14 protein-coding genes are annotated in these 17,541 nt (G+C 70.7%); 7 read left to right on the forward strand and 7 right to left on the reverse strand.

The features are described 5' to 3' along the window. Window positions 1–207: 207 nt before the first annotated feature. Window positions 208–1,284: a quinone-dependent dihydroorotate dehydrogenase gene (locus MKL11_RS08155; protein WP_243942044.1), complete on the reverse strand. Its 1,077-nt coding sequence runs from the start codon at window positions 1,282–1,284 to the stop codon at window positions 208–210. Continuing rightward, on the reverse strand, window positions 1,281–1,631 hold the full coding sequence (locus MKL11_RS08160) for a DUF952 domain-containing protein (RefSeq protein WP_243942072.1): 351 nt from the start codon (window positions 1,629–1,631) through the stop codon (window positions 1,281–1,283). Before MKL11_RS08160 ends, MKL11_RS08155 begins: the two co-directional genes overlap by 4 nt. Window positions 1,632–2,049: 418 nt before the next feature. On the opposite strand from MKL11_RS08160, the gene MKL11_RS08165 reads away from it, so the two are divergent. The 3 genes from MKL11_RS08165 (at window position 2,050) to MKL11_RS08175 (ending at window position 4,993) form a co-directional block, all read left to right on the forward strand. Then, entirely contained in the window at window positions 2,050–2,682 is a 633-nt protein-coding gene (locus MKL11_RS08165) for a helix-turn-helix transcriptional regulator (RefSeq protein ID WP_243942046.1), read from the forward strand. Between the two features lie 120 nt (window positions 2,683–2,802). Next, window positions 2,803–3,900 (forward strand): two-component system sensor histidine kinase NtrB, encoded by a 1,098-nt coding sequence (locus MKL11_RS08170; RefSeq protein WP_243942048.1) that lies wholly within the window; start codon window positions 2,803–2,805, stop codon window positions 3,898–3,900. Window positions 3,901–4,024: 124 nt separating this feature from the next. After that, on the forward strand, window positions 4,025–4,993 hold the full coding sequence (locus tag MKL11_RS08175) for a Tim44 domain-containing protein (RefSeq protein WP_243942050.1): 969 nt from the start codon (window positions 4,025–4,027) through the stop codon (window positions 4,991–4,993). A gap of 41 nt (window positions 4,994–5,034) precedes the next feature. On the opposite strand, the gene rsmA is transcribed toward MKL11_RS08175, so the two are convergent. From rsmA to lptF, 5 genes are all read right to left on the reverse strand, one after another. After that, window positions 5,035–5,913 (reverse strand): 16S rRNA (adenine(1518)-N(6)/adenine(1519)-N(6))-dimethyltransferase RsmA, encoded by an 879-nt coding sequence (rsmA, locus tag MKL11_RS08180; protein ID WP_243942052.1) that lies wholly within the window; start codon window positions 5,911–5,913, stop codon window positions 5,035–5,037. Continuing rightward, window positions 5,910–7,028: a 4-hydroxythreonine-4-phosphate dehydrogenase PdxA gene (gene pdxA / locus MKL11_RS08185; protein WP_243942054.1), complete on the reverse strand. Its 1,119-nt coding sequence runs from the start codon at window positions 7,026–7,028 to the stop codon at window positions 5,910–5,912. The genes rsmA and pdxA overlap by 4 nt, the downstream gene beginning before the upstream one ends. A 77-nt stretch (window positions 7,029–7,105) precedes the next feature. Then, on the reverse strand, window positions 7,106–9,685 hold the full coding sequence (locus tag MKL11_RS08190; protein ID WP_243942056.1) for an LPS-assembly protein LptD: 2,580 nt from the start codon (window positions 9,683–9,685) through the stop codon (window positions 7,106–7,108). Between the two features lie 78 nt (window positions 9,686–9,763). Beyond that, a complete protein-coding gene (gene lptG / locus MKL11_RS08195) occupies window positions 9,764–10,852 on the reverse strand; it encodes an LPS export ABC transporter permease LptG (RefSeq protein WP_243942058.1) in 1,089 nt (362 codons plus the stop codon). 7 nt (window positions 10,853–10,859) lie between these two features. After that, entirely contained in the window at window positions 10,860–12,020 is a 1,161-nt protein-coding gene (lptF, locus tag MKL11_RS08200) for an LPS export ABC transporter permease LptF (protein WP_243942060.1), read from the reverse strand. Between the two features lie 183 nt (window positions 12,021–12,203). On the opposite strand from lptF, the gene MKL11_RS08205 reads away from it, so the two are divergent. From MKL11_RS08205 to msrP, 4 genes are all read left to right on the forward strand, one after another. Then, complete coding sequence (locus tag MKL11_RS08205; protein ID WP_243942062.1) at window positions 12,204–13,715, forward strand: leucyl aminopeptidase; 1,512 nt, start codon at window positions 12,204–12,206, stop codon at window positions 13,713–13,715. Between the two features lie 6 nt (window positions 13,716–13,721). Next, on the forward strand, window positions 13,722–14,423 hold the full coding sequence (locus MKL11_RS08210) for a hypothetical protein (RefSeq protein WP_243942064.1): 702 nt from the start codon (window positions 13,722–13,724) through the stop codon (window positions 14,421–14,423). A gap of 102 nt (window positions 14,424–14,525) precedes the next feature. Further along, window positions 14,526–16,280, forward strand: a complete 1,755-nt coding sequence (locus MKL11_RS08215; RefSeq protein WP_243942066.1) for an AMP-binding protein — start codon at window positions 14,526–14,528, stop codon at window positions 16,278–16,280. A gap of 146 nt (window positions 16,281–16,426) precedes the next feature. Further along, window positions 16,427–17,380 carry a protein-methionine-sulfoxide reductase catalytic subunit MsrP gene (msrP, locus tag MKL11_RS08220; RefSeq protein ID WP_243942068.1) on the forward strand — a complete coding sequence of 318 codons (954 nt, stop codon included), beginning with the start codon at window positions 16,427–16,429 and terminating at the stop codon, window positions 17,378–17,380. Window positions 17,381–17,541 lie beyond the last annotated feature (161 nt).

Below are 17,541 nucleotides of genomic sequence, written 5' to 3' on the forward strand. Positions count from 1 at the left end.
GCTTGGCAAAGCCTTTCTAAACTGGCGGGTTGAAGGCTCGGTGGCGGTCAAACTGGGTCGCAGAAAGCTGGATTCCGATCCGTCGTTGCTGTGCAGCGAAGCAACCCAGGGCAGCGCGCGAGCCCCGAAGGACGCGTATCCCTCGGGTGCTTCGCTGCGCTCGCAACGACGGTAAGCGGCTCGAAACGAGCGCGATCGAACGGTCCGTCAGGCCACGCGGGCCAGTTCCTCCGCGCCGCGGCCGACGACCTGGTGGAGGGAGAAGACACCTTCCGCATCCATCCGTTTCAGCAGATCGCCCTTGATGCGCCCGACCAGCCCCGGCCCGTCATAGACCAGCGCCGAGTAGAGCTGGATCAGGCTCGCCCCGGCCTCGATCTTGGTCCAGGCCGCCTCGGCCGAGTCGACGCCGCCGACGCCGATCAGGGGAAGCGTGTCCCCGACGCGGAGGCGGGTCTGGGCCAGCATCCGGGTCGCCGGGCCGAACAGCGGTCTTCCGGAGAGGCCGCCGGTCTCGCGGGCGAGGCTCTTTTCGGCGAGGGAGTCGGGCCGGGCCACCGTGGTGTTCGAGACCACCAGCGCCTGGACCCCGCGCTTCATCGCCGTGGCGCAGATCGCGTCGAGGGCCTCCAGCGCCAGATCGGGGGCGATCTTCAACAGGATCGCGGCTCCTGAACCGGCCGCGTCCCGGGCCTCGACGGTGCGGGCCAGCAGCTCGTCGAGGAACGCCTCGCCCTGCAGGTCGCGCAGGCCCGGGGTGTTGGGCGAGGACACGTTGACGGTGACGAAATCGACCAGCGGGGCGAGGGTCGTGGTGCAGGCGACGTAATCGGCCAGCCGGTCGGTCGAGTCCTTGTTGGCCCCGATATTGACCCCGACGATGCCCAGCCTTCCGGCCCGCGCCCGGAGCCGCCCGGCCACCACCGCCAGCCCCTCGCTGTTGAGCCCGTAACGGTTGATCACCGCCCGGTCGGCCGCGAGGCGGAACACCCGGGGCTGCGGGTTGCCGGGCTGAGGCCGCGGCACCACGCCGCCGACCTCCACGAAGCCGAAGCCGAGGCCGAGCAGCGCGTCCGGCACCCGAGCGCCCTTGTCGAAGCCGGCCGCGAGGCCGACCGGGTTGGGGAACCGGCGCCCGAGGAGGTCCACGGCCAGGCGCGGGTCGTCGGCGGCGGGCTTGCCCGGCGGTAGGAGCGATAGCGCGCGCAAGGTCAGGTCGTGCGCGCGCTCGGCGTCGAGCCGGTGCAGCAGCGGGCGGGCCAGCGGGAAGGCGGCAGCAATCATGCGCGCGGGAGTCCCGCGGGCAGGACATGCTGCCCATCCTGGCCCAGGGGCAGCTCCGTCACCGACACCACCGCCGCCAGCGGCAGGTCGCCGTAGAGATGCGGGAACAGGGCGCCGCCGCGCGACGGCTCGTAGCGCAGCGCCGCGCCGAGGCTCTCGGCCTCGACGGCGATCAGCAGCAGGTCCGCTTGGCCTGCGAAGTGGCGCGCCGCCGTCTCGGCAACCTGCTCGGCCGTGGAGAAGTGGATGAAGCCGTCCGCGTGGTCCACGGGCGCGCCGGTGAACCGGCCCGCCGCCTCGGCCTCGCGCCAGAGCGCACGCGGACAGATCTTGTAGATGAGCGGCATCGGCATTCCCCGGGGATCGGCGGTCCATAGCCCATCGTCCCAAGCGCCGGAACCGGGTTGATCGGCGCAGGACCTATCCTGTCGCGCCGTCTCATCCGAACGCCGGCGCGCCGCCTTCGGGCCGTGGCCGAGCCGTCCGTCCCGCCCGTCAGCAACACCCGGAAACCAGAACGATTCCAAGGACGATTGCATTCTGCAGGTTGTAGTTCTACTTTCCTACGACTAGGCTGGGCGTCACAGAACCGTGTCCGAAACGGGCAACGCGGGCCGGCTCGTGACGGTCTTCAGTATTCCGCGCCTCTCCGGCGGGTTCGGTCCGCATCCTCCGGGGACACTGCCGCCGTGCCTCCGCGGCAGCCGGATGCCGGCTGACGAGACGGGGGTGCTGACCCGCCGACGCCGAGCCGCCGAGCCCGACATGCTGTCTCACGAGCAGATCTGGAACGCCATCGACCGCCTGGCGGAACGCCACGGCTATTCCGCCTCCGGCCTCGCCCGCCGGGCCGGCCTCGACGCGACGAGCTTCAACCGCTCCAAGCGCATCGGCGCCGACGGCCGCAAGCGCTGGCCCTCCACGGAATCGGTCTCGAAGGTCCTGGCCGCTACCGGCGCCAGCCTGGACGAGTTTTTGCGGCTGATCGAAGCCCGGGAGATCCCCGCCCGCACCATGGTGCCGCTGATCGGGCTGACGCAGGCCGGCGCCGGCCGCCTGTTCACCGACGAGGGCATGCCCACCGGCGGCGCCGGCTGGGAGGAGATCGAGTTCCCCGACCTCGGCGAGGAGCGCGCCTTCGCGCTGGAGATCCAGGGCGATTCCATGCAGCCGCTGTTCCGCGACGGCGACGTGCTGATCGTCTCGCCCACCGCGAGCGTGCGCAAGGGCGACCGCGTCGTGGTGCGCCTGCACGGCGGCGAGGTCATCGCCAAGGAGTTGAAGCGGCGCACCGCCCGCACCGTGGAGCTGGTCTCGCTCAACCCGGAGCACGAGGACCGCGTGCTCAATATCGGCGAGGTCGCCTGGATGGCCCGGGTGATGTGGGTCCGGCAATAGGCCGCCGCGGGCCGGGACCGAACCCGCCGCACTTGATCTGCCACACTTGGCCCGGCCGCCGTTCGTCGCTATCGCGGGCGTCGTCGCGGGTCTCCCGCACCCGCTCAGCTCGGACGCAGCATGACGCAGCCCGGGACGGATCACGGCGTGGAGGGCGGGGAGCCGTTCACGCGGCAGACCCGCGCGCTCCTCGACGCGCTGCCGACGCCGACGTTCCTCGTCGATGCGCACGGCCGGATCCGGCACGCCAACCCGGCCTTCGAGCGGCTCACCGGCCATCCGGCCCAGGCGCTGGCGGAACGCGGCCTCGATCTGATCGTGGCGACCCGCGGTTCGGCTCCCGACCTGTCGGCCGACGCGCCGCAGGAGTTTCTGGCTCTGCGCGCCGACGGGACCAGCTTCTGGGCGAACCTGACCATGGGCCGCCTCCCGGATCGCGACGACACAATCGGCCAGATGCTCGATGTCACGGCGCGGCACGAGGCCGAGGGCGCGCTGGCGCTGTCGCGGCAGCGCGAGGCCCTGGGGCTGCTGACGAACAGCGTCGCCCACGAGTTCAACAACTTCCTGCAGATCCTGATCGGCTACATCGACGGGCTGAAGCGCCGGCTCGGCGACCGGCCGGAGCCGTTCATCCAGCGGGCGCTGGTGCGCTCGGCCGACGCCACCGAGCGGGCCGCGATCCTGACGCGCCAGCTCCTGGCCTATTCCCGCCGGATCGCCCCGGATGTGCGCCCGGTGGACCTCGACGCCATCGTGGCGGATCTGGCCGAGCGCCTCGCCCCAGGTTTTCCCCCCGGGATCCGTCTGGTGGTGAAGCCGACGCCCGGTCTCCCGCGGGCGATCAGCAACCCGACACAGATCGAGTTCGCCCTGCGGCATCTGGTCGCCAATGCCTGCGAGGCGATGCCGGCGGGCGGCACGCTGACGCTCTCGACCTTCCGGGTCGATCCCAACGACCGCGCCATGCACCAGCCGGGTCCGGGCACCGTCGGGATCCTGGTGAGCGATACCGGGCAGGGCCTCTCGCCCGAGATGCTGGCCCGGGCGCTGGCGCCGTTCCAGACGAGCCGCGAGGCGGGCCGCGGCGCGGGTCTCGCCATCGTGCACGGCCTGATGAAGCGCCAGAACGGCACGATCACCCTGGACAGCCGGGCCGGCGAGGGCACCCAGGTCCGCCTGGCCTTCCCGGCGGCGCCGGACCGGACGCTGCACTGAGGATGCGGACCGCGACAAGCGTCATCACGAGATCGCGAGGCGCGGACTAAAACCCACGCTGAGCCGTCACCATATGATCGTCGGCGGTCTTCGCCACTCGGTTCTCGTCCTCAGAGGCGCGTACATGCTCACCCAATTCTCGCGCCGTCGGCGCACGGCCGCCTTCCTGGCGCTGGCCGCTGCCCTGACCGTCGCGGCCCCCGTCGCCGAAGCCCGTCCGGGCGGCGGCGGCTCCTTCGGTTCGCGCGGCTCGCGGACCTACACCGCCCCCTCGGCCACGCCGACTGCGCCTGGCGGCGGTATGACCATGCAGCGGTCCCAGACCGCGCCGTCCCCGGGCATGAGCAACCCCGGCATGCAGGCGCCGGCCGCGCCCGGTCGCCGCTTCGGCGGCGGCTTCTTCGCGGGCTTGCTCGGCGCGGGCCTGCTCGGCGCGCTGCTCGGCGGTGGCTTCTTCGGCGGCCTGGGCGGCCTCGCCTCCATGATCGGCCTGCTGTTCCAGGTCGGTCTCGTGGTGCTGGTGGTGATGCTGGCGCTGCGGTTCTTCCGTCGCCGCAACGAGCCGGCCGGCGCCGGCGCCCCCTACGCCCGTTCGACGCTGGGCGGCGGCCCGAACCCGGCCGGACCGATGGGCGGCCCGGCCCCAGCGGCCGGCGGCTCGTTCGGCGGTCCGCGCCCCGTGCAGAGCCGCACCGTCCAGATCGGCCCGGTCGACTATCAGGTGTTTGAGCGCCTGCTCGGCGACATCCAGGATGCCTATTCCCGCGAGGATCGGGTGACGCTGGGCAACCTGACGACGTCGGAGATGGCCGGCTACTTCGACGAGGAGCTGCGCAACAACGCCGCCCAGGGCGTGGTCAACAAGATCACCGACGTGAAGCTGCTGCAGGGCGACCTGGCGGAATCCTGGGGCGAGGACCGCACCGACTACGCCACCGTAGCGATGCGCTACGCCCTCAAGGACGTCATGGTCGACCGCGCCAGCGGCCGGATCGTGAAGACCGAGCCGGCCCCGGAGGTGACGGAGCTCTGGACGTTCCAGCGCCAGCCCGGCCGCGGCTGGGTGCTCTCGGCGATCCAGCAGACCCGCTAGTTTTGGGACTTGGCGCCCCGGCCGATCGGCCGGGGCGCCCTTCAAGCCGGCGCCGCTTCCGCGGCGCCGGCTTTTCTGTGTTGATCCCACAGGTTGGCCAGGGCCACGAACCCGGTCACCGGAACCTCCTCGGCCCGGGCGGTCTCCAGGATCGCGGCCGCCGCCAGCAGCGCTCCGGGCTCCGGCGTCAGCGTCTTCAGGCTCTGGCGCAGCATCTTGCGGCGCTGGCCGAACGCCGCCCGGGTGACGGCTTCGAGGGCGCCGGCCCGGCAGGGCAGGGGCCGCGCCCGCGGCACCAGCCGCACCACGCTGGACGTGACCTTGGGCGGCGGCACGAACGCCGAGGGGCTCACGTCGAACAGGATGTCGGCTTGCGTGCGCCAGCCGCACAGCACGCCGAGCCGGCCGTAATCCGCCCGGGTCTCAGGGCCGGCGACGATGCGCTCGGCGACCTCGCGCTGGAACATCAGCACCGCCTGATCCCACCAGGGTGGCCAGGCCTCGCCGTCGAGCCAGCCGGTCAGCAGCGCCGTCCCGACATTGTACGGCAGGTTCGCCACGATCCGGGCCGGCCCTTGGCCGATCAGCGGCCGGGGATCGAAGGCCAGGGCGTCGGCATCGACCACTTCCAGCCGGCCGGGATAATGCGCGGCGATCTCGGCCAGCGCCGGCAGGGCGCGGGGATCGCGCTCGATCGCCACGACCCGGGCCGCGCCCTCGGCAAGCAGCGCCCGGGTCAGGCCGCCGGGGCCGGGGCCGACCTCGACGACGGTCGCGCCCTCGAGCGGTCCCGCCGCGCGGGCGATCCGCCACGTGAGATTGAGATCGTACAGGAAGTTCTGGCCGAGCGCCTTCTTGGGCTCCAGCCCGTGCCGGGCGACGACCTCGCGCAGGGGCGGCAGCCCGTCTTGGTCGCTCACAATTCGTCCTCGGCGTCGAAATGCTGGGCGCCGGACGCGCGCGGCCGTCCGGCATAGATGCTGAACGGGATGATGTCGGCGCCGGCGGGCCCCGCGCCGATGCGGGCCGCCTCGGTATCGGCGAGCCGCCGGGCCAGCCGCAGGGCGGCGATCAGGCTGTCGGGCCGCGCCACGCCGGTTCCGGCGATGTCGAAGGCGGTGCCGTGGTCGGGCGAGGTCCGCACGAACGGCAGCCCGAGGGTGACGTTGACGCCGTCGTCGAACGCGATGGTCTTGATCGGGATCAGCGCCTGGTCGTGGGTCGGCGCCAGGGCGACGTCGTAGGTCGCCCGGGCGCGGGCGTGGAACAGGGTGTCGGCGGGCAGCGGACCGCGGATGTCGATGCCGGCGCCCCGCAGCCGCGCCACCGCGGGGGCGAGCACGTCGCGGTCCTCGTGGCCGATGGTCCCGGCCTCGCCGGCATGGGGATTGAGGCCGGCGAGCACCAGGCGCGGCTCCGCCAGCCCGAACCGGTCGCGCAGGTCCCGGGTGACGATCCGGGCGGTTTCTTCAACCAGTTCCTGGGTGAGCAGGCCGGGCACGTCCTTCAACGGCACGTGGATCGTCACCGGCACCACCGCGAGGTCGTCGCTCCAGATCATCATCACCGGGCGCGGCGGCGTCCGGCCGGGCGGGACCGAGAGCGCGGCCAGGAACTCGGTATGGCCGGGATGGGCGAAGCCCGCCCCGGTCAGCACGAACTTGGCGATCGGGTTGGTCACCACCGCGCTGGCGCGCTTGGCCGCCACGAAGGCGACGGCCGCGGTGATCGACTCGATCACCGCGCCGGCATGGGCGGAATCCGGGGCCCCGGGCTCGGCGGAGATTTTGGCGCCGCTCGGCAGCGGCACCACCGGCAGCGCCCGGGGAAACACCTCGGCGGCGGTCTCGGGATCGACCTCGGCCACCGGGACGAGCCGGTACAGGCGGTTGGCCAGCCGCTCGATGAAGTCCGGATCGGCCACCAGGAAGAACGGCGGCAGCGGGTCGGCACCGCCGCGCCCGAGCCAGGCGCTGAGCGCGAGTTCCGGGCCGATCCCGGCCGGGTCTCCGAGGGTGAGGGCGAGCGGCGGCATCCCGGGTCTATAGCGCCGGCGGGGCGGGGGCGCACCTTTTCGGGGTGACGCGATGGTGCTTCGCCCAGTCCCGAAAATCACCGCACGGTGGCGATGCCGTCCGCGGTGGTGGCGGTGCCGACGTTCTGGCGGAGATCCGCCTCGCCCAGCGTCTTCAGCTCGACCCGGAGCAGCACGGTCTGGTTGCGCTCGCGCACGCCGGTCGCGGTGGCGATCGGCGAGTTGATGTAGTTGAGCGAGATGGTCGTGCATTCGTCCTGATAGCCGCCGCCGAAGCTCGCGCCCGAGAGATAGAACCGGCCCGGGTTCTGGTAGGTCGGGACCGTGCCGATCGGGTTGGACAGGTAGGCCGACAGGGCGTCCGTGTAGGTGTTGCGCACGTCGAGATAGTGCGTGAGGTCCAGCAGCAGCGAGCCCGAGACGAACCAGTTCGGCGTGATGTTGTAGGTGGCCGAGGCGGTCACGCCCTCGCGGTAGTGGCTGTAGCCCAGCAGGGGCTGCGCCTCGTAATACGAGTAGAACGCCGAGAGTGTCAGAGGCAGGAACGGCGCGAACCGCGCCGTGGCGCCGGTCTCGAACCGGGCGACGTGGAAGTCCGCCTGGTTGAAACGCGCTCGGGTGATGAAGGTGATGTTCTGGTTCGGCGAGACCTGGAACCGCCCGACGAAGTCGGAGCGCTGGGTCTCGAGGCCGGAATCGAGGCCGACATCGGCGATGTCGCCCCGGCGGAACGAGTTCACCCCGGCGAGCTGAATCGACTCGCCGAACAGCACGTTGGCGTACCAGCCCGAGGGCGTGACCACGGAATATTGCCCGCCGAGATTGGTGCGGACGCCGCCCTCGACCCGGTCGTAGCCGGAGAACTTGTCCCATTCGAACAGCGAGGTGTCGTCGAACACCAGGCTCTGGGCGTCCTCGTTCGGCAGCCGTCCGATCCGGGTCTCGGACGGGCGCGCGATGATCTGGCCGATCGGCTCCAGGGTGTGGACGCCGAGCGCGCCGAAATTCGCGACGAACGGGTAGCGGTAATCGAGGCCGATGGCCGGCATCACCCGGCCGGCGAAGCCGTCGTCGATCTTGGCGACCTGGGGGGCGAGGTCGTTCTGGTACCCGGAGAAGCTCGGATTGGTGAAGAACGCGTCGGTGCGCAGATACGCGAACGGCGTGAACTTCTGGCCCCACTCGTCGATGAAGCTGCGCCGCCAGGACAATTCGGCCGAGGCGCGGGTGTTGGTGCCGGCGAGCCCCTGGATCGCGCAGAGGCCGCGCTGGAACACCGTGCAGGTCTGGTAGAGCGGGAAGCTGACGCCGTTCACGCTCGGCGAGAACAGGTAGCTCGACGTGCGGGGCAGGCCCTGGAACTGGGTGGTCTCACGGGTCAGGCTGGTGATGTTGGCCTGGAACCGCACTTCGCCGCCGATCTCGGACGGGCCGTTCACGCGCTTGTCGTAGTCGATGACCGGGGCGACGATCGGCTGCTGCTTCTGCCAGTCGAAGCTCGACAGGCCCTTGAAGTAGTAGCCGCGCGCCTCGAACCACGACCGGTCGCCCTGGCCGACCAGGTAGCCCGTCGAGGTCGCCTCCCGGAAATAATCCGTCGTGATGTTCTGGTTGCGGATCCGGTAATTGTCGAGGAACCACTTGTCGGTCACCCCGACGAGGTCCCAGCCGGTGCGCCAGCGGTCGTTGATGTAGAACCGGCCCTGCGATTCCACCGAGCCGCGGAAGTCGCGCTCGCCGGCGCCCAGCGGGCTCGGCAGGAAGGCCGAGGGCGTCGTCTGCGAGATGCCCGACACGCGGATGTTGTAGAAGCCGTTGTCGATCCGCTGGCGGAACTCGGCCTGGCCGAGGAGGCCCTGGCGGCTGAGCAGCGTGGGCGTGATCGTCAGGTCGTAGTTCGGCGCGAGGTCGACGAAGTACGGCAGCGACACGCCCTTGCCGAGGGCTGTGGTCGTGATGAAGCGCGGCGTCAGGAAGCCGGTCTTGCGCTTCACCGTCGGGTCCGGCGCCTCGAAATAGGGCAGGTACGCGACCGGGATCCCGGCGATCTCCAGGGTGGAATCGTCGAAGTAGATCGTGTGGGTCTCGTTGTCGTGGACGATCTTCGTGGCGCGGATCTGCCAGAGCGGCGGCGTCTCGGGATGGTCCTTGCACGGCTCGCAGGCGGTGTAGCTGCCGGCCTCGAAGCTGGTCTGCTCGCCGTTCAGGCGCTCGGCCCGCGGCGCGGAGAAGCGCGTCCGCACCGTCTCGGCGCGCCGCTGCACGGTCTGCTGCCCCCGGAACGCGTCGATGAAGCCGGTCTTGAAATCGTCGGTGAGCTCCATGCGCTCGCCGGTCACGACGCCGCCATCGGCCTCGGTGAGGCGGACGTTGCCCTGGGCGAACACCCGGCCGGTGCCGCGGTCGTAGCGCACGTCGTCGGCCTGGAGGGTCCGGGGTCCGTAATGCAGCTCGGCGTTGCCCCGGGCGGTCACGGTGTTGTGGTCGTTGTCGTAGATCAGCTCGTTCGCCTCGACGAGCAGCTTGTCGCCGGGCTTGCCGAGCTTGGGCGCGGCCATCCCCTGGGCATGCGCCGAGATGCCTCCGGCCAGCGGCGCGGCGAGCGCCAGCGCAGCCAGGAAGGCCATCTTCCGCAGGATGTGGGCGACCTTACGCAACGCGCGACCCAACCCCTGTGACGTCGTCCGCCACCAACCTCACACACCCGTCTCCCGTCCCGCGATGGAGCGCGGGCGTCAGCCGTCTTCCTGGTACAGAAGCGTAAGCGTACCGAGAAGACTGCCTACCACGGCCGGGAACCACGCCGCCACCGGTGCGGCGACGAGTCCGGAGGCGCCGAGCCCCTCCATGACCTGCCGGACCACGTAGAGAGCGAAGCCCGCCGCGACGCCGCCGAGGACGAGTTTACCGACCCCACCAAAGCGGAAGAACCGTAAGGAAACGGTTGCGGCGACGATCACCATCGCCACGAACAGGACCGGCCGAGCCCACAGCACATCGTACTGAAGACGGTATCGGGTGGCGTCGAGACCGGCCCGTTCGGTCCGCGCGATGGTTGTGGGAAGTTGCCAGAAAGGCACAGATTCCGGGGGGGTGAAGCGCTGCCGGACCTGCCCGGGGTCGAGGTTCGAGGCGATCAGGTAGGTGTCGAACGACTCAGGCGGGGTGTCCGGGGCCAGCACGCGCGTGTCCGACAGCTCCCAGTAGCCGTCGTGGAGGGTCGCCCGGGCCGCCACGATCTGCTGGGCGAACTTGCCGGCCTCGTCGAAGGTGAAGACCGAGACGCCGGCCAGCGTGGTGGTGCCCTCGATGGCGGTCTCGGCCCGCAGGATCGCCTCGCCATCGAGGCCGCGCTGGCGGATCCACAGGTCCTTGCCGGAGCCGGCCTTGGTGGATTTGGCGAAGATCTTCGCCTCGATCTCGGTGGAGCGCTGCTTCAGCAGGGCCGAGACCGGGTTGTAGACCCCAACCGCCACCGCCCCGAGCGCCAGGGCCACGAAGAAGCCCGGCTGCAGGAACTGCCAGGCCGAGATCCCGGCCGCGCGGGCGACCACCAGCTCCAGCTTGCGCGACAGCTGCAGCAGGGTCGCGATCGAGCCGAACAGAACCGCGAAGGGCAGGACGCCCTCCGCCACCGCCGGTGTGCGATAGAGCGAGAGCTGCGCCATCAGCCCGGTCGAGGCGCCCTCGGCCTCTCCGGCCCGGCGCAGCAGCTCGACGAAGTCGAGGGTGTAGACCAGCGCGAAGACGGTGACGAACACGCCGACCACCGTGCGGGCGAACCGGGCGGCGAAATAGCGCCCGAGGGTCGGACCGATCAGCATCGCGGGCTCAGCGTGCCGGAGCGAGGCGCGGCGCGCGGAACAGGGCGCGCAGGGCGCCCCGAACCGCGGCGTTGAAGGCGCGCACCCGCGGGCCGAAGAAGATCAGCCAGCAGGAGAGCGCGATCGCCAGGAGCGGCACGCCGTAGATCGCCGCGACCGCTCCGGCGCTGCGCGCGGCGGCGCTCACCGCTGCGAATCCGGCGATGCGCAGGCCGACCACGGCCAGGATCGCCCCGGCGATGGCGAGGCCGCGGCCCTGGCGGGTGGTGCGGGGGTCTCCGAGCGCCGCGAAGGCGATGAAGGCGAGCGCGAGGGGGTAGAGGCAGGCCGAGAGCCTATCGTGCAGCTCGGCCCGGAAGCGGCCCTTCTGAAGCTTGTAATAGCCCTCGGTCTGGTCCGGGAACAGCAGCTGCGCCGTCGAACGCTCCCGGGGCTTGTAGACCGTGTCGGCATCCGGGGGCGCGAAGGCCGCGAGGTCGATCGTGTAGCGCTCGAAGGTGAGGATCGAGGAGTCGCGCGAATCCTTCTGCTGCTGGTGGACGCTGCCGTTCTCCAGGATCAGGTAGCTCTGTCCGTCGATGTCGACGGCGTTGCCGCGGTCGGCGAGGTAGACCTTGGTCTTCCCGGCCTCGCGCCGGTCCTGGATGAACAGGCCCTTGAGGATGCCGCCCGGCCCGCGCTCGCGGAAATGGAAGGTGATGCCGTTGTCGAGCTGGGTGAACTGCCCCTCCTTGACGATGTTCGCGATGAAGTCGCCCCGGACCCGGGTGATCACGTCCCGCAGCTCCTGGAAGCTCGCGGGCATCACCACCACCACCAGAAATCCCACCAGGAAGCTGACGATCAGCGCGAGCGTCAGGAACGGCCGCAGCAGCGCGCGCGGCGGCATGCCGGCCGCGGACATCACGATCAGCTCGGAATCGCCGTTGAGCTTGTTCAGCGCGTAGATGCTGCCGATGAACAGCGCCACGGGCGCGATCACCACCACCAGCGTCGGCAGCGACAACCCGGTCACGAACAGGAAGACCAGGAGCGTCTGGCCCTTGGCGGTCACGAGATCGAGCTCGCGCAGGGCCTGCGTCAGCCAGATCGTGCCGGTGAGGCCGATCAGGCAGGCGAGGCTGGCGCCCAGGGCGATCCGAAAGATGTAGCGCTCGATCTGCCTCATCGGCCCGGCAGTCCCGCTCGTTCCCTCGCCCCCGGGACCGGCAGGGACCCGACAAAAGGGGCGATTCCAGGGCTGTCGCGCCGCGTTGCGTTTGCCGCCTCACCGGCTACACAGAGCGGACCACGCCCTGCGGCACGGCCCGGGCTTGGGAACGGCTGCGGAACATTGGGCAGGACGACGGGTATGGCGGACGGTATCGAGATCGGTTTCGGCCCCCTGGAGCAGAGCGGTCAGGGCGCGGGGGGATCGGGCGATCTCGTCGTGTTCGTCGGCGACGACCTCGCCCTCGGATCGGCGGCCCGGGCGGCCCTCGGCGCCGCGGGCGCGGACCTCGTCGCGAAAGCCGCGGCGTCGGAGAAATTCAAGGGCCGCTCGCTCAGCGCCCTGAGCCTGCCGGCGCCGGCCGGAATCAACGCCGACCGGCTCGTGGTGATCGGGCTCGGCTCCGAGAAGGACCGGGCCAAGACCGACTGGCCGGCGCTCGGCGGCTTCACCGCCGGCAAGGTCACGGGCCGGGCGGCACGGGTCGTGCTCGACTGGCCGGGCACCACCGTCAGCGCCGCGCAGGCCGGCGAGTTCGCCCTCGGCGCGCGCCTGCGCGTCTACGCGTTCGACCGCTACAAGACCAAGAAGAAGCCCGACGCCGAGGAGAAGGGCGGCACCACGCTCACCCTGCTGCTCGCCGAGCACGGCACCGCGTCCCGCGAGGGCGAGGCCGCCCGGACCCTGTCCGAGGGCGTGATCCTCGCGCGCGACCTGGTGAACGAGCCGCCGAACGTGCTCTTCCCCGAGGAATTCGCCAAGCGCGCCTCGGAGCTGTCCCGGCTCGGCGTCGAGATCGAGGTGCTGGAGCCGGCGCGGATGCGCGAGCTCGGCATGGGGGCGCTGCTCGCCGTGGCCCAGGGCTCGGTCCGCGAGCCGCGGGTGGTGATCATGCGCTGGAACGGCGGTCCCGCCGGCGAGGCGCCGATCGCCTTCATCGGCAAGGGCGTGGTGTTCGATTCCGGCGGCGTCTCGATCAAGCCGGGCGGTGGCATGGAGGACATGAAGGGCGACATGGGCGGCGCGGCCGCCGTGGTCGGCGCGCTCCATGCGCTCGCCAGCCGCAAGGCCCGCTGCAACGTGGTCGGCGCCATCGGCATCGTCGAGAACATGCCCGACGGCGGCTCCTACCGCCCGTCCGACATCCTCACCTCCATGTCCGGGCAGACCATCGAGGTGATCAACACCGACGCGGAGGGCCGGCTCGTGCTCGCCGACGTGATCACGCACATCGTCCGCAGCGCCAAGCCGAAGGCGATGGTCGATCTCGCGACCCTGACCGGGGCGATCATCGTGGCGCTCGGCCAGGATATCGCCGGGATGTTCTCCAACGACGACACGCTGGCCGCCAACATCAATGCCGCCGGCGAGGCCACCGGCGAGAAGGTCTGGCGGATGCCGCTGATCCCCGCCTACGACAAGGCGATCGATTCCAAGTTCGCCGACATGAAGAACACCGGCGGCCGCCACGGCGGCGCCGCCACCGCGGCCTCGTTCATCAAGCGCTACGTCGAGGAGGTGCCGTGGGCCCACCTCGACATCGCGGGGGTGGCGATGTCGTCGAACGCCAGCGAGATCAACCGCTCCTGGGGCGCCGGCTGGGGCGTGCGCCTGCTCGACCGGCTGGTGCGGGATCATTACGAGGCGCGGTAACAGCCGGTGCCACCGGGATCGGGCGCGGCCCGGACAGCGCGCGGACGCGGGCTCCTGATCGCCGCGACCCCGATCCTGGCCACGCTCGCGGCGCTGGCGCTGGTGGCCGTCACCGGCTTCAGCCAGCGCTCGAGGGTGCCGGAGGCGTTCGAACCCTGGATCTACGGCTATTTCATTGCCCGCTACCCGCTCTTCGCCTTCGCGCTCGTTTACGGAATTGCGCATCTCGCGACGGTGGCGGCAGGGCCGGGGCCGGGTTCAGCACTCCGAAGAATCCTGTTCGCCACGGCCGGCGCCGCGGCCCTCGTCGTGGTCGGGCTCTACCCGACCTTCGGGGGCCTGATCCTGCGCGGCGGCTTCGCCACCGGCGGGATGGCGTTCCTGACCCATCAGCCCCTGTGGCTGGCCTACGGGCTCGGCGCCGGGGTCGCGGCCGCGATCTTCGGCGGCATCCTCGGCCTGTTCGCGCTGGCCGCCAACCGGCCCCTGCGCCCGAGCCTCCGGCGAATCGGTGCCGGCGTGCTGGCCTTCCTGGCCCTCTGGTTCGGCGCCTGCGTGATCGGGCTTTCCGGCAGTTTCGGCCTCGGATCCTGGCCGTTGCGAGCCTTCCGTCCCGCCGAGGCGGCCCTTGCCGCGCTGCTGCTGGTCGCCGCCGCCCTGCCGCACGCCGCGCTCCCGACACTGAGCCGGCTTCGTCGAGGCGCCTGAGAGCGCCGCCTTGCTAGTGGCCGCCCGTTCGCCCACAGTCGGGCGGTTCTGCGTAGGGACGGGACCCGGCCAGTGAGAGCCGTGCCCGCGGGAGACGACGCGATGCGCGAGGCCAGCGTAATCGAGACCGGTGCCACGGCACGCACATACGGGTCGGAGACGGATCCGGCCTTTGCGGATCTGTCGCCGCGCCCGTGGCTCGCCGCCTACCCGCCCGGGATCCCGGCCGAGATCGACGTCGACAAGCTCGGCACCCTGGTCGACCTGTTCGAGACCAGCATCGCGGCCTTCGCCGACCGTCCGGCGATGCTGTGCTTCGGCTCGACCATGACCTACGCGAGCATGGGCAAGCAGGCGCGCGCCCTGGCGGCCTGGCTGCGCGCCCAGGGCCTGGCGAAGGGCGACCGCGTCGCGATCATGCTGCCGAACGTGCCGGCCTACGCGGTGGCGTTGTTCGGCGTGCTCTCGGCCGGCGGGACGGTGGTCAACGTCAACCCGCTCTACACGCCCCGGGAATTTTCCCAGCAGATCAACGATTCGGGCGCCCGGTTCCTGATCGTGCTGGAGAATTTCGGCCCGACCGTCGCGGGTGCGCAGGCCGATGTCGCGCTGGAGCGCGTCCTCCTGGTCGGCCCGGGCGATGGGCTCGGGCTCAAAGGTCAGGTGATCAACCTCGCCAGCCGCCACGTCCGCAAGGCCGTGCCGCCGTTCCGGCTGCCGGACGGGCTCGCGCTGCCGTTCAAGACCGCCTTGCGGCGAGGCAGCGGCATGCCGCACGCCTCCGTACCGGTCGATCCGGAGGATCTGGCCTTCCTGCAATATACCGGCGGCACCACGGGCGTCGCCAAGGCGGCGATGCTGACCCATCGCAACGTCATGGCCAATGTCGAGCAGTCGCAGCTGTTCTTCAATTCGAAGGATCCGAGCATCCTGCGCTGCGCCGTCACGGCGCTGCCACTCTACCACATCTTCGCGCTGACAGCCTGCTTCTTCCAGTTCATGCGCAACGGCGGGTCCTGCCTGCTGATCCCCAATCCGCGCGACTGCGACGGCATGGTCAAGACTTTGAGCCGGCACCGCTTCACGCACCTGATGGGCGTGAACACGCTGTTCAACGTGCTGATCAACCACCCGAAGATCCACACGGTCGACTTCTCCCACCTCGATTTCGTCGTCGGCGGCGGGACGGCGGTGCAGCGGCCGGTGGCGGAGCGCTGGAAGGCGCTGACCGGCAACACCATCCTCGAAGGCTACGGCCTGTCGGAGACCTCGCCGGTGGTGAGCGCCAACCCGCCCGGCATGAAGGACTTCTCCGGGACGATCGGCTTCCCGTTCCCGTCCACCGAGGTCTCGATCCGCGACGCCGCCGGCAAGCCGGTGCCGCGGGGCCAGCCGGGCGAGATCTGCGTGCGCGGCCCCCAGGTGATGCGCGGCTACTGGAACAAGCCGGAGGAGACCGCACGGGCGATGACGCCGGACGGGTTCTTCCGCACCGGCGACGTCGCCGTGATGGAGCCCGACGGGCAGATCAAGATCGTCGACCGGATGAAGGACATGATCCTCGTCTCCGGTTTCAACGTTTACCCGAACGAGGTCGAGGAAGTTCTCGCCGCCCATCCCGGGGTGCTCGAATGTGCCGTGGTCGGCGCGCCGAGCGAGGAGACCGGCGAGATGGTCGTCGCCCACGTGGTGATGAAGGATCCGGCCGTCTCCCCCGACGCCCTGCGGGCCCATGCCCGCACCCAGCTCACCGGCTACAAGGTGCCCCGCCGGGTGGTGCTGCACGACGCGCTTCCCAAGACCAATGTCGGCAAGGTGCTGCGCCGGGTCCTGCGCGACGAGACGCCTCCGGGCTGAGCCGGACCCGGCCGCGACGGATCGTCGTCGCTTACGCGTGTAACCGCCTGTCCCCGATCGCCGAATGGTGAGGCTGCGGCGCTTGCGCCCCTGTCGGCCCCGGCCGATCTGTGGGTTGTTCGCGCGGGACAGGCGAGGAGACGGCAATGGTGATCCGGAGCAGGCGCGGGTGGGAGATCCCCGAGAGTCAGGCCACGCCCGAGGCCGTCTTTCTCAACCGGCGGGCGCTGATCGGCGCCGCGGCCGGGCTGGCCGCCGGCTCCGTGCTCGGCGGCCGCACCGCCTTCGCGGCCGCAGGTGACGGGGCGCTCTATCCGGCGCCGCGCAACCCCGCCTACACGCTCGACCGGCCGCTGACCCCGGAGCGGTTCAGCGGCGACTACAACAACTTCTACGAATTCGGCACGTCGAAGACGGTGCTGCCGGCCGCGAACGCGCTCAAGACCCAGCCCTGGACCGTGAAGATCGACGGCCTCGTGGAGAAGCCGTTCGAGATCGGCGTCGACGACCTGATCCGGAAGATCGGCCTGGAGGAGCGGCTCTACCGCCACCGCTGCGTCGAGGCCTGGTCGATGTCGGTGCCCTGGACGGGGTTTCCCCTGTCGAAATTGGTGGCGCTCGCCAAGCCGACCTCGGGCGCGAAGTACATCCGCTTCGAGACCTTCATGGACAAGGCGATGGCGCCGGGCCAGCGCGCGTTCTTCTATCCTTGGCCCTACACCGAGGGGCTGACCCTGGCCGAGGCCGGCAACGACCTCGCCTTCGTGGTGACGGGCGTCTACGGCAAGCCGCTGCCCAACCAGTTCGGCGCGCCGATCCGCGTCGCCGTGCCGTGGAAATACGGGTTCAAGTCGGCGAAGTCGCTGGTGAAGATCTCGTTCACCGCCGACCGCCCCAAGACCTTCTGGGAGGGCCTGCAGGCCTCCGAGTACGGCTTCTGGGCCAACGTGAACCCGGCGGTGCCGCATCCCCGCTGGAGCCAGGCCTCGGAGCGCGTGCTCGGGACCGACGAGCGGGTGCCGACGCTGATCTACAACGGCTACGGCGAGCAGGTCGCCGGCCTGTACAAGGGGATGGAGGGCGAGCGGCTGTTCGTATGAAAAACCAAGGGACCCCAAAGGGCTAATACCAACCCTCGTTAAGTGGGACTCACGGGGTAGCCTCGGCGGCTGAGGGGTGATTCTGTCTTTGGGTTTGGAGCCCGAGGAGGATGTCATGGCTGCTCCGGTACCGCTGCGGTCAGACTTTGACGCTGACGGTC

Source organism: Methylobacterium sp. J-077, assembly GCF_022829365.1.
GTDB lineage: Bacteria > Pseudomonadota > Alphaproteobacteria > Rhizobiales > Beijerinckiaceae > Methylobacterium.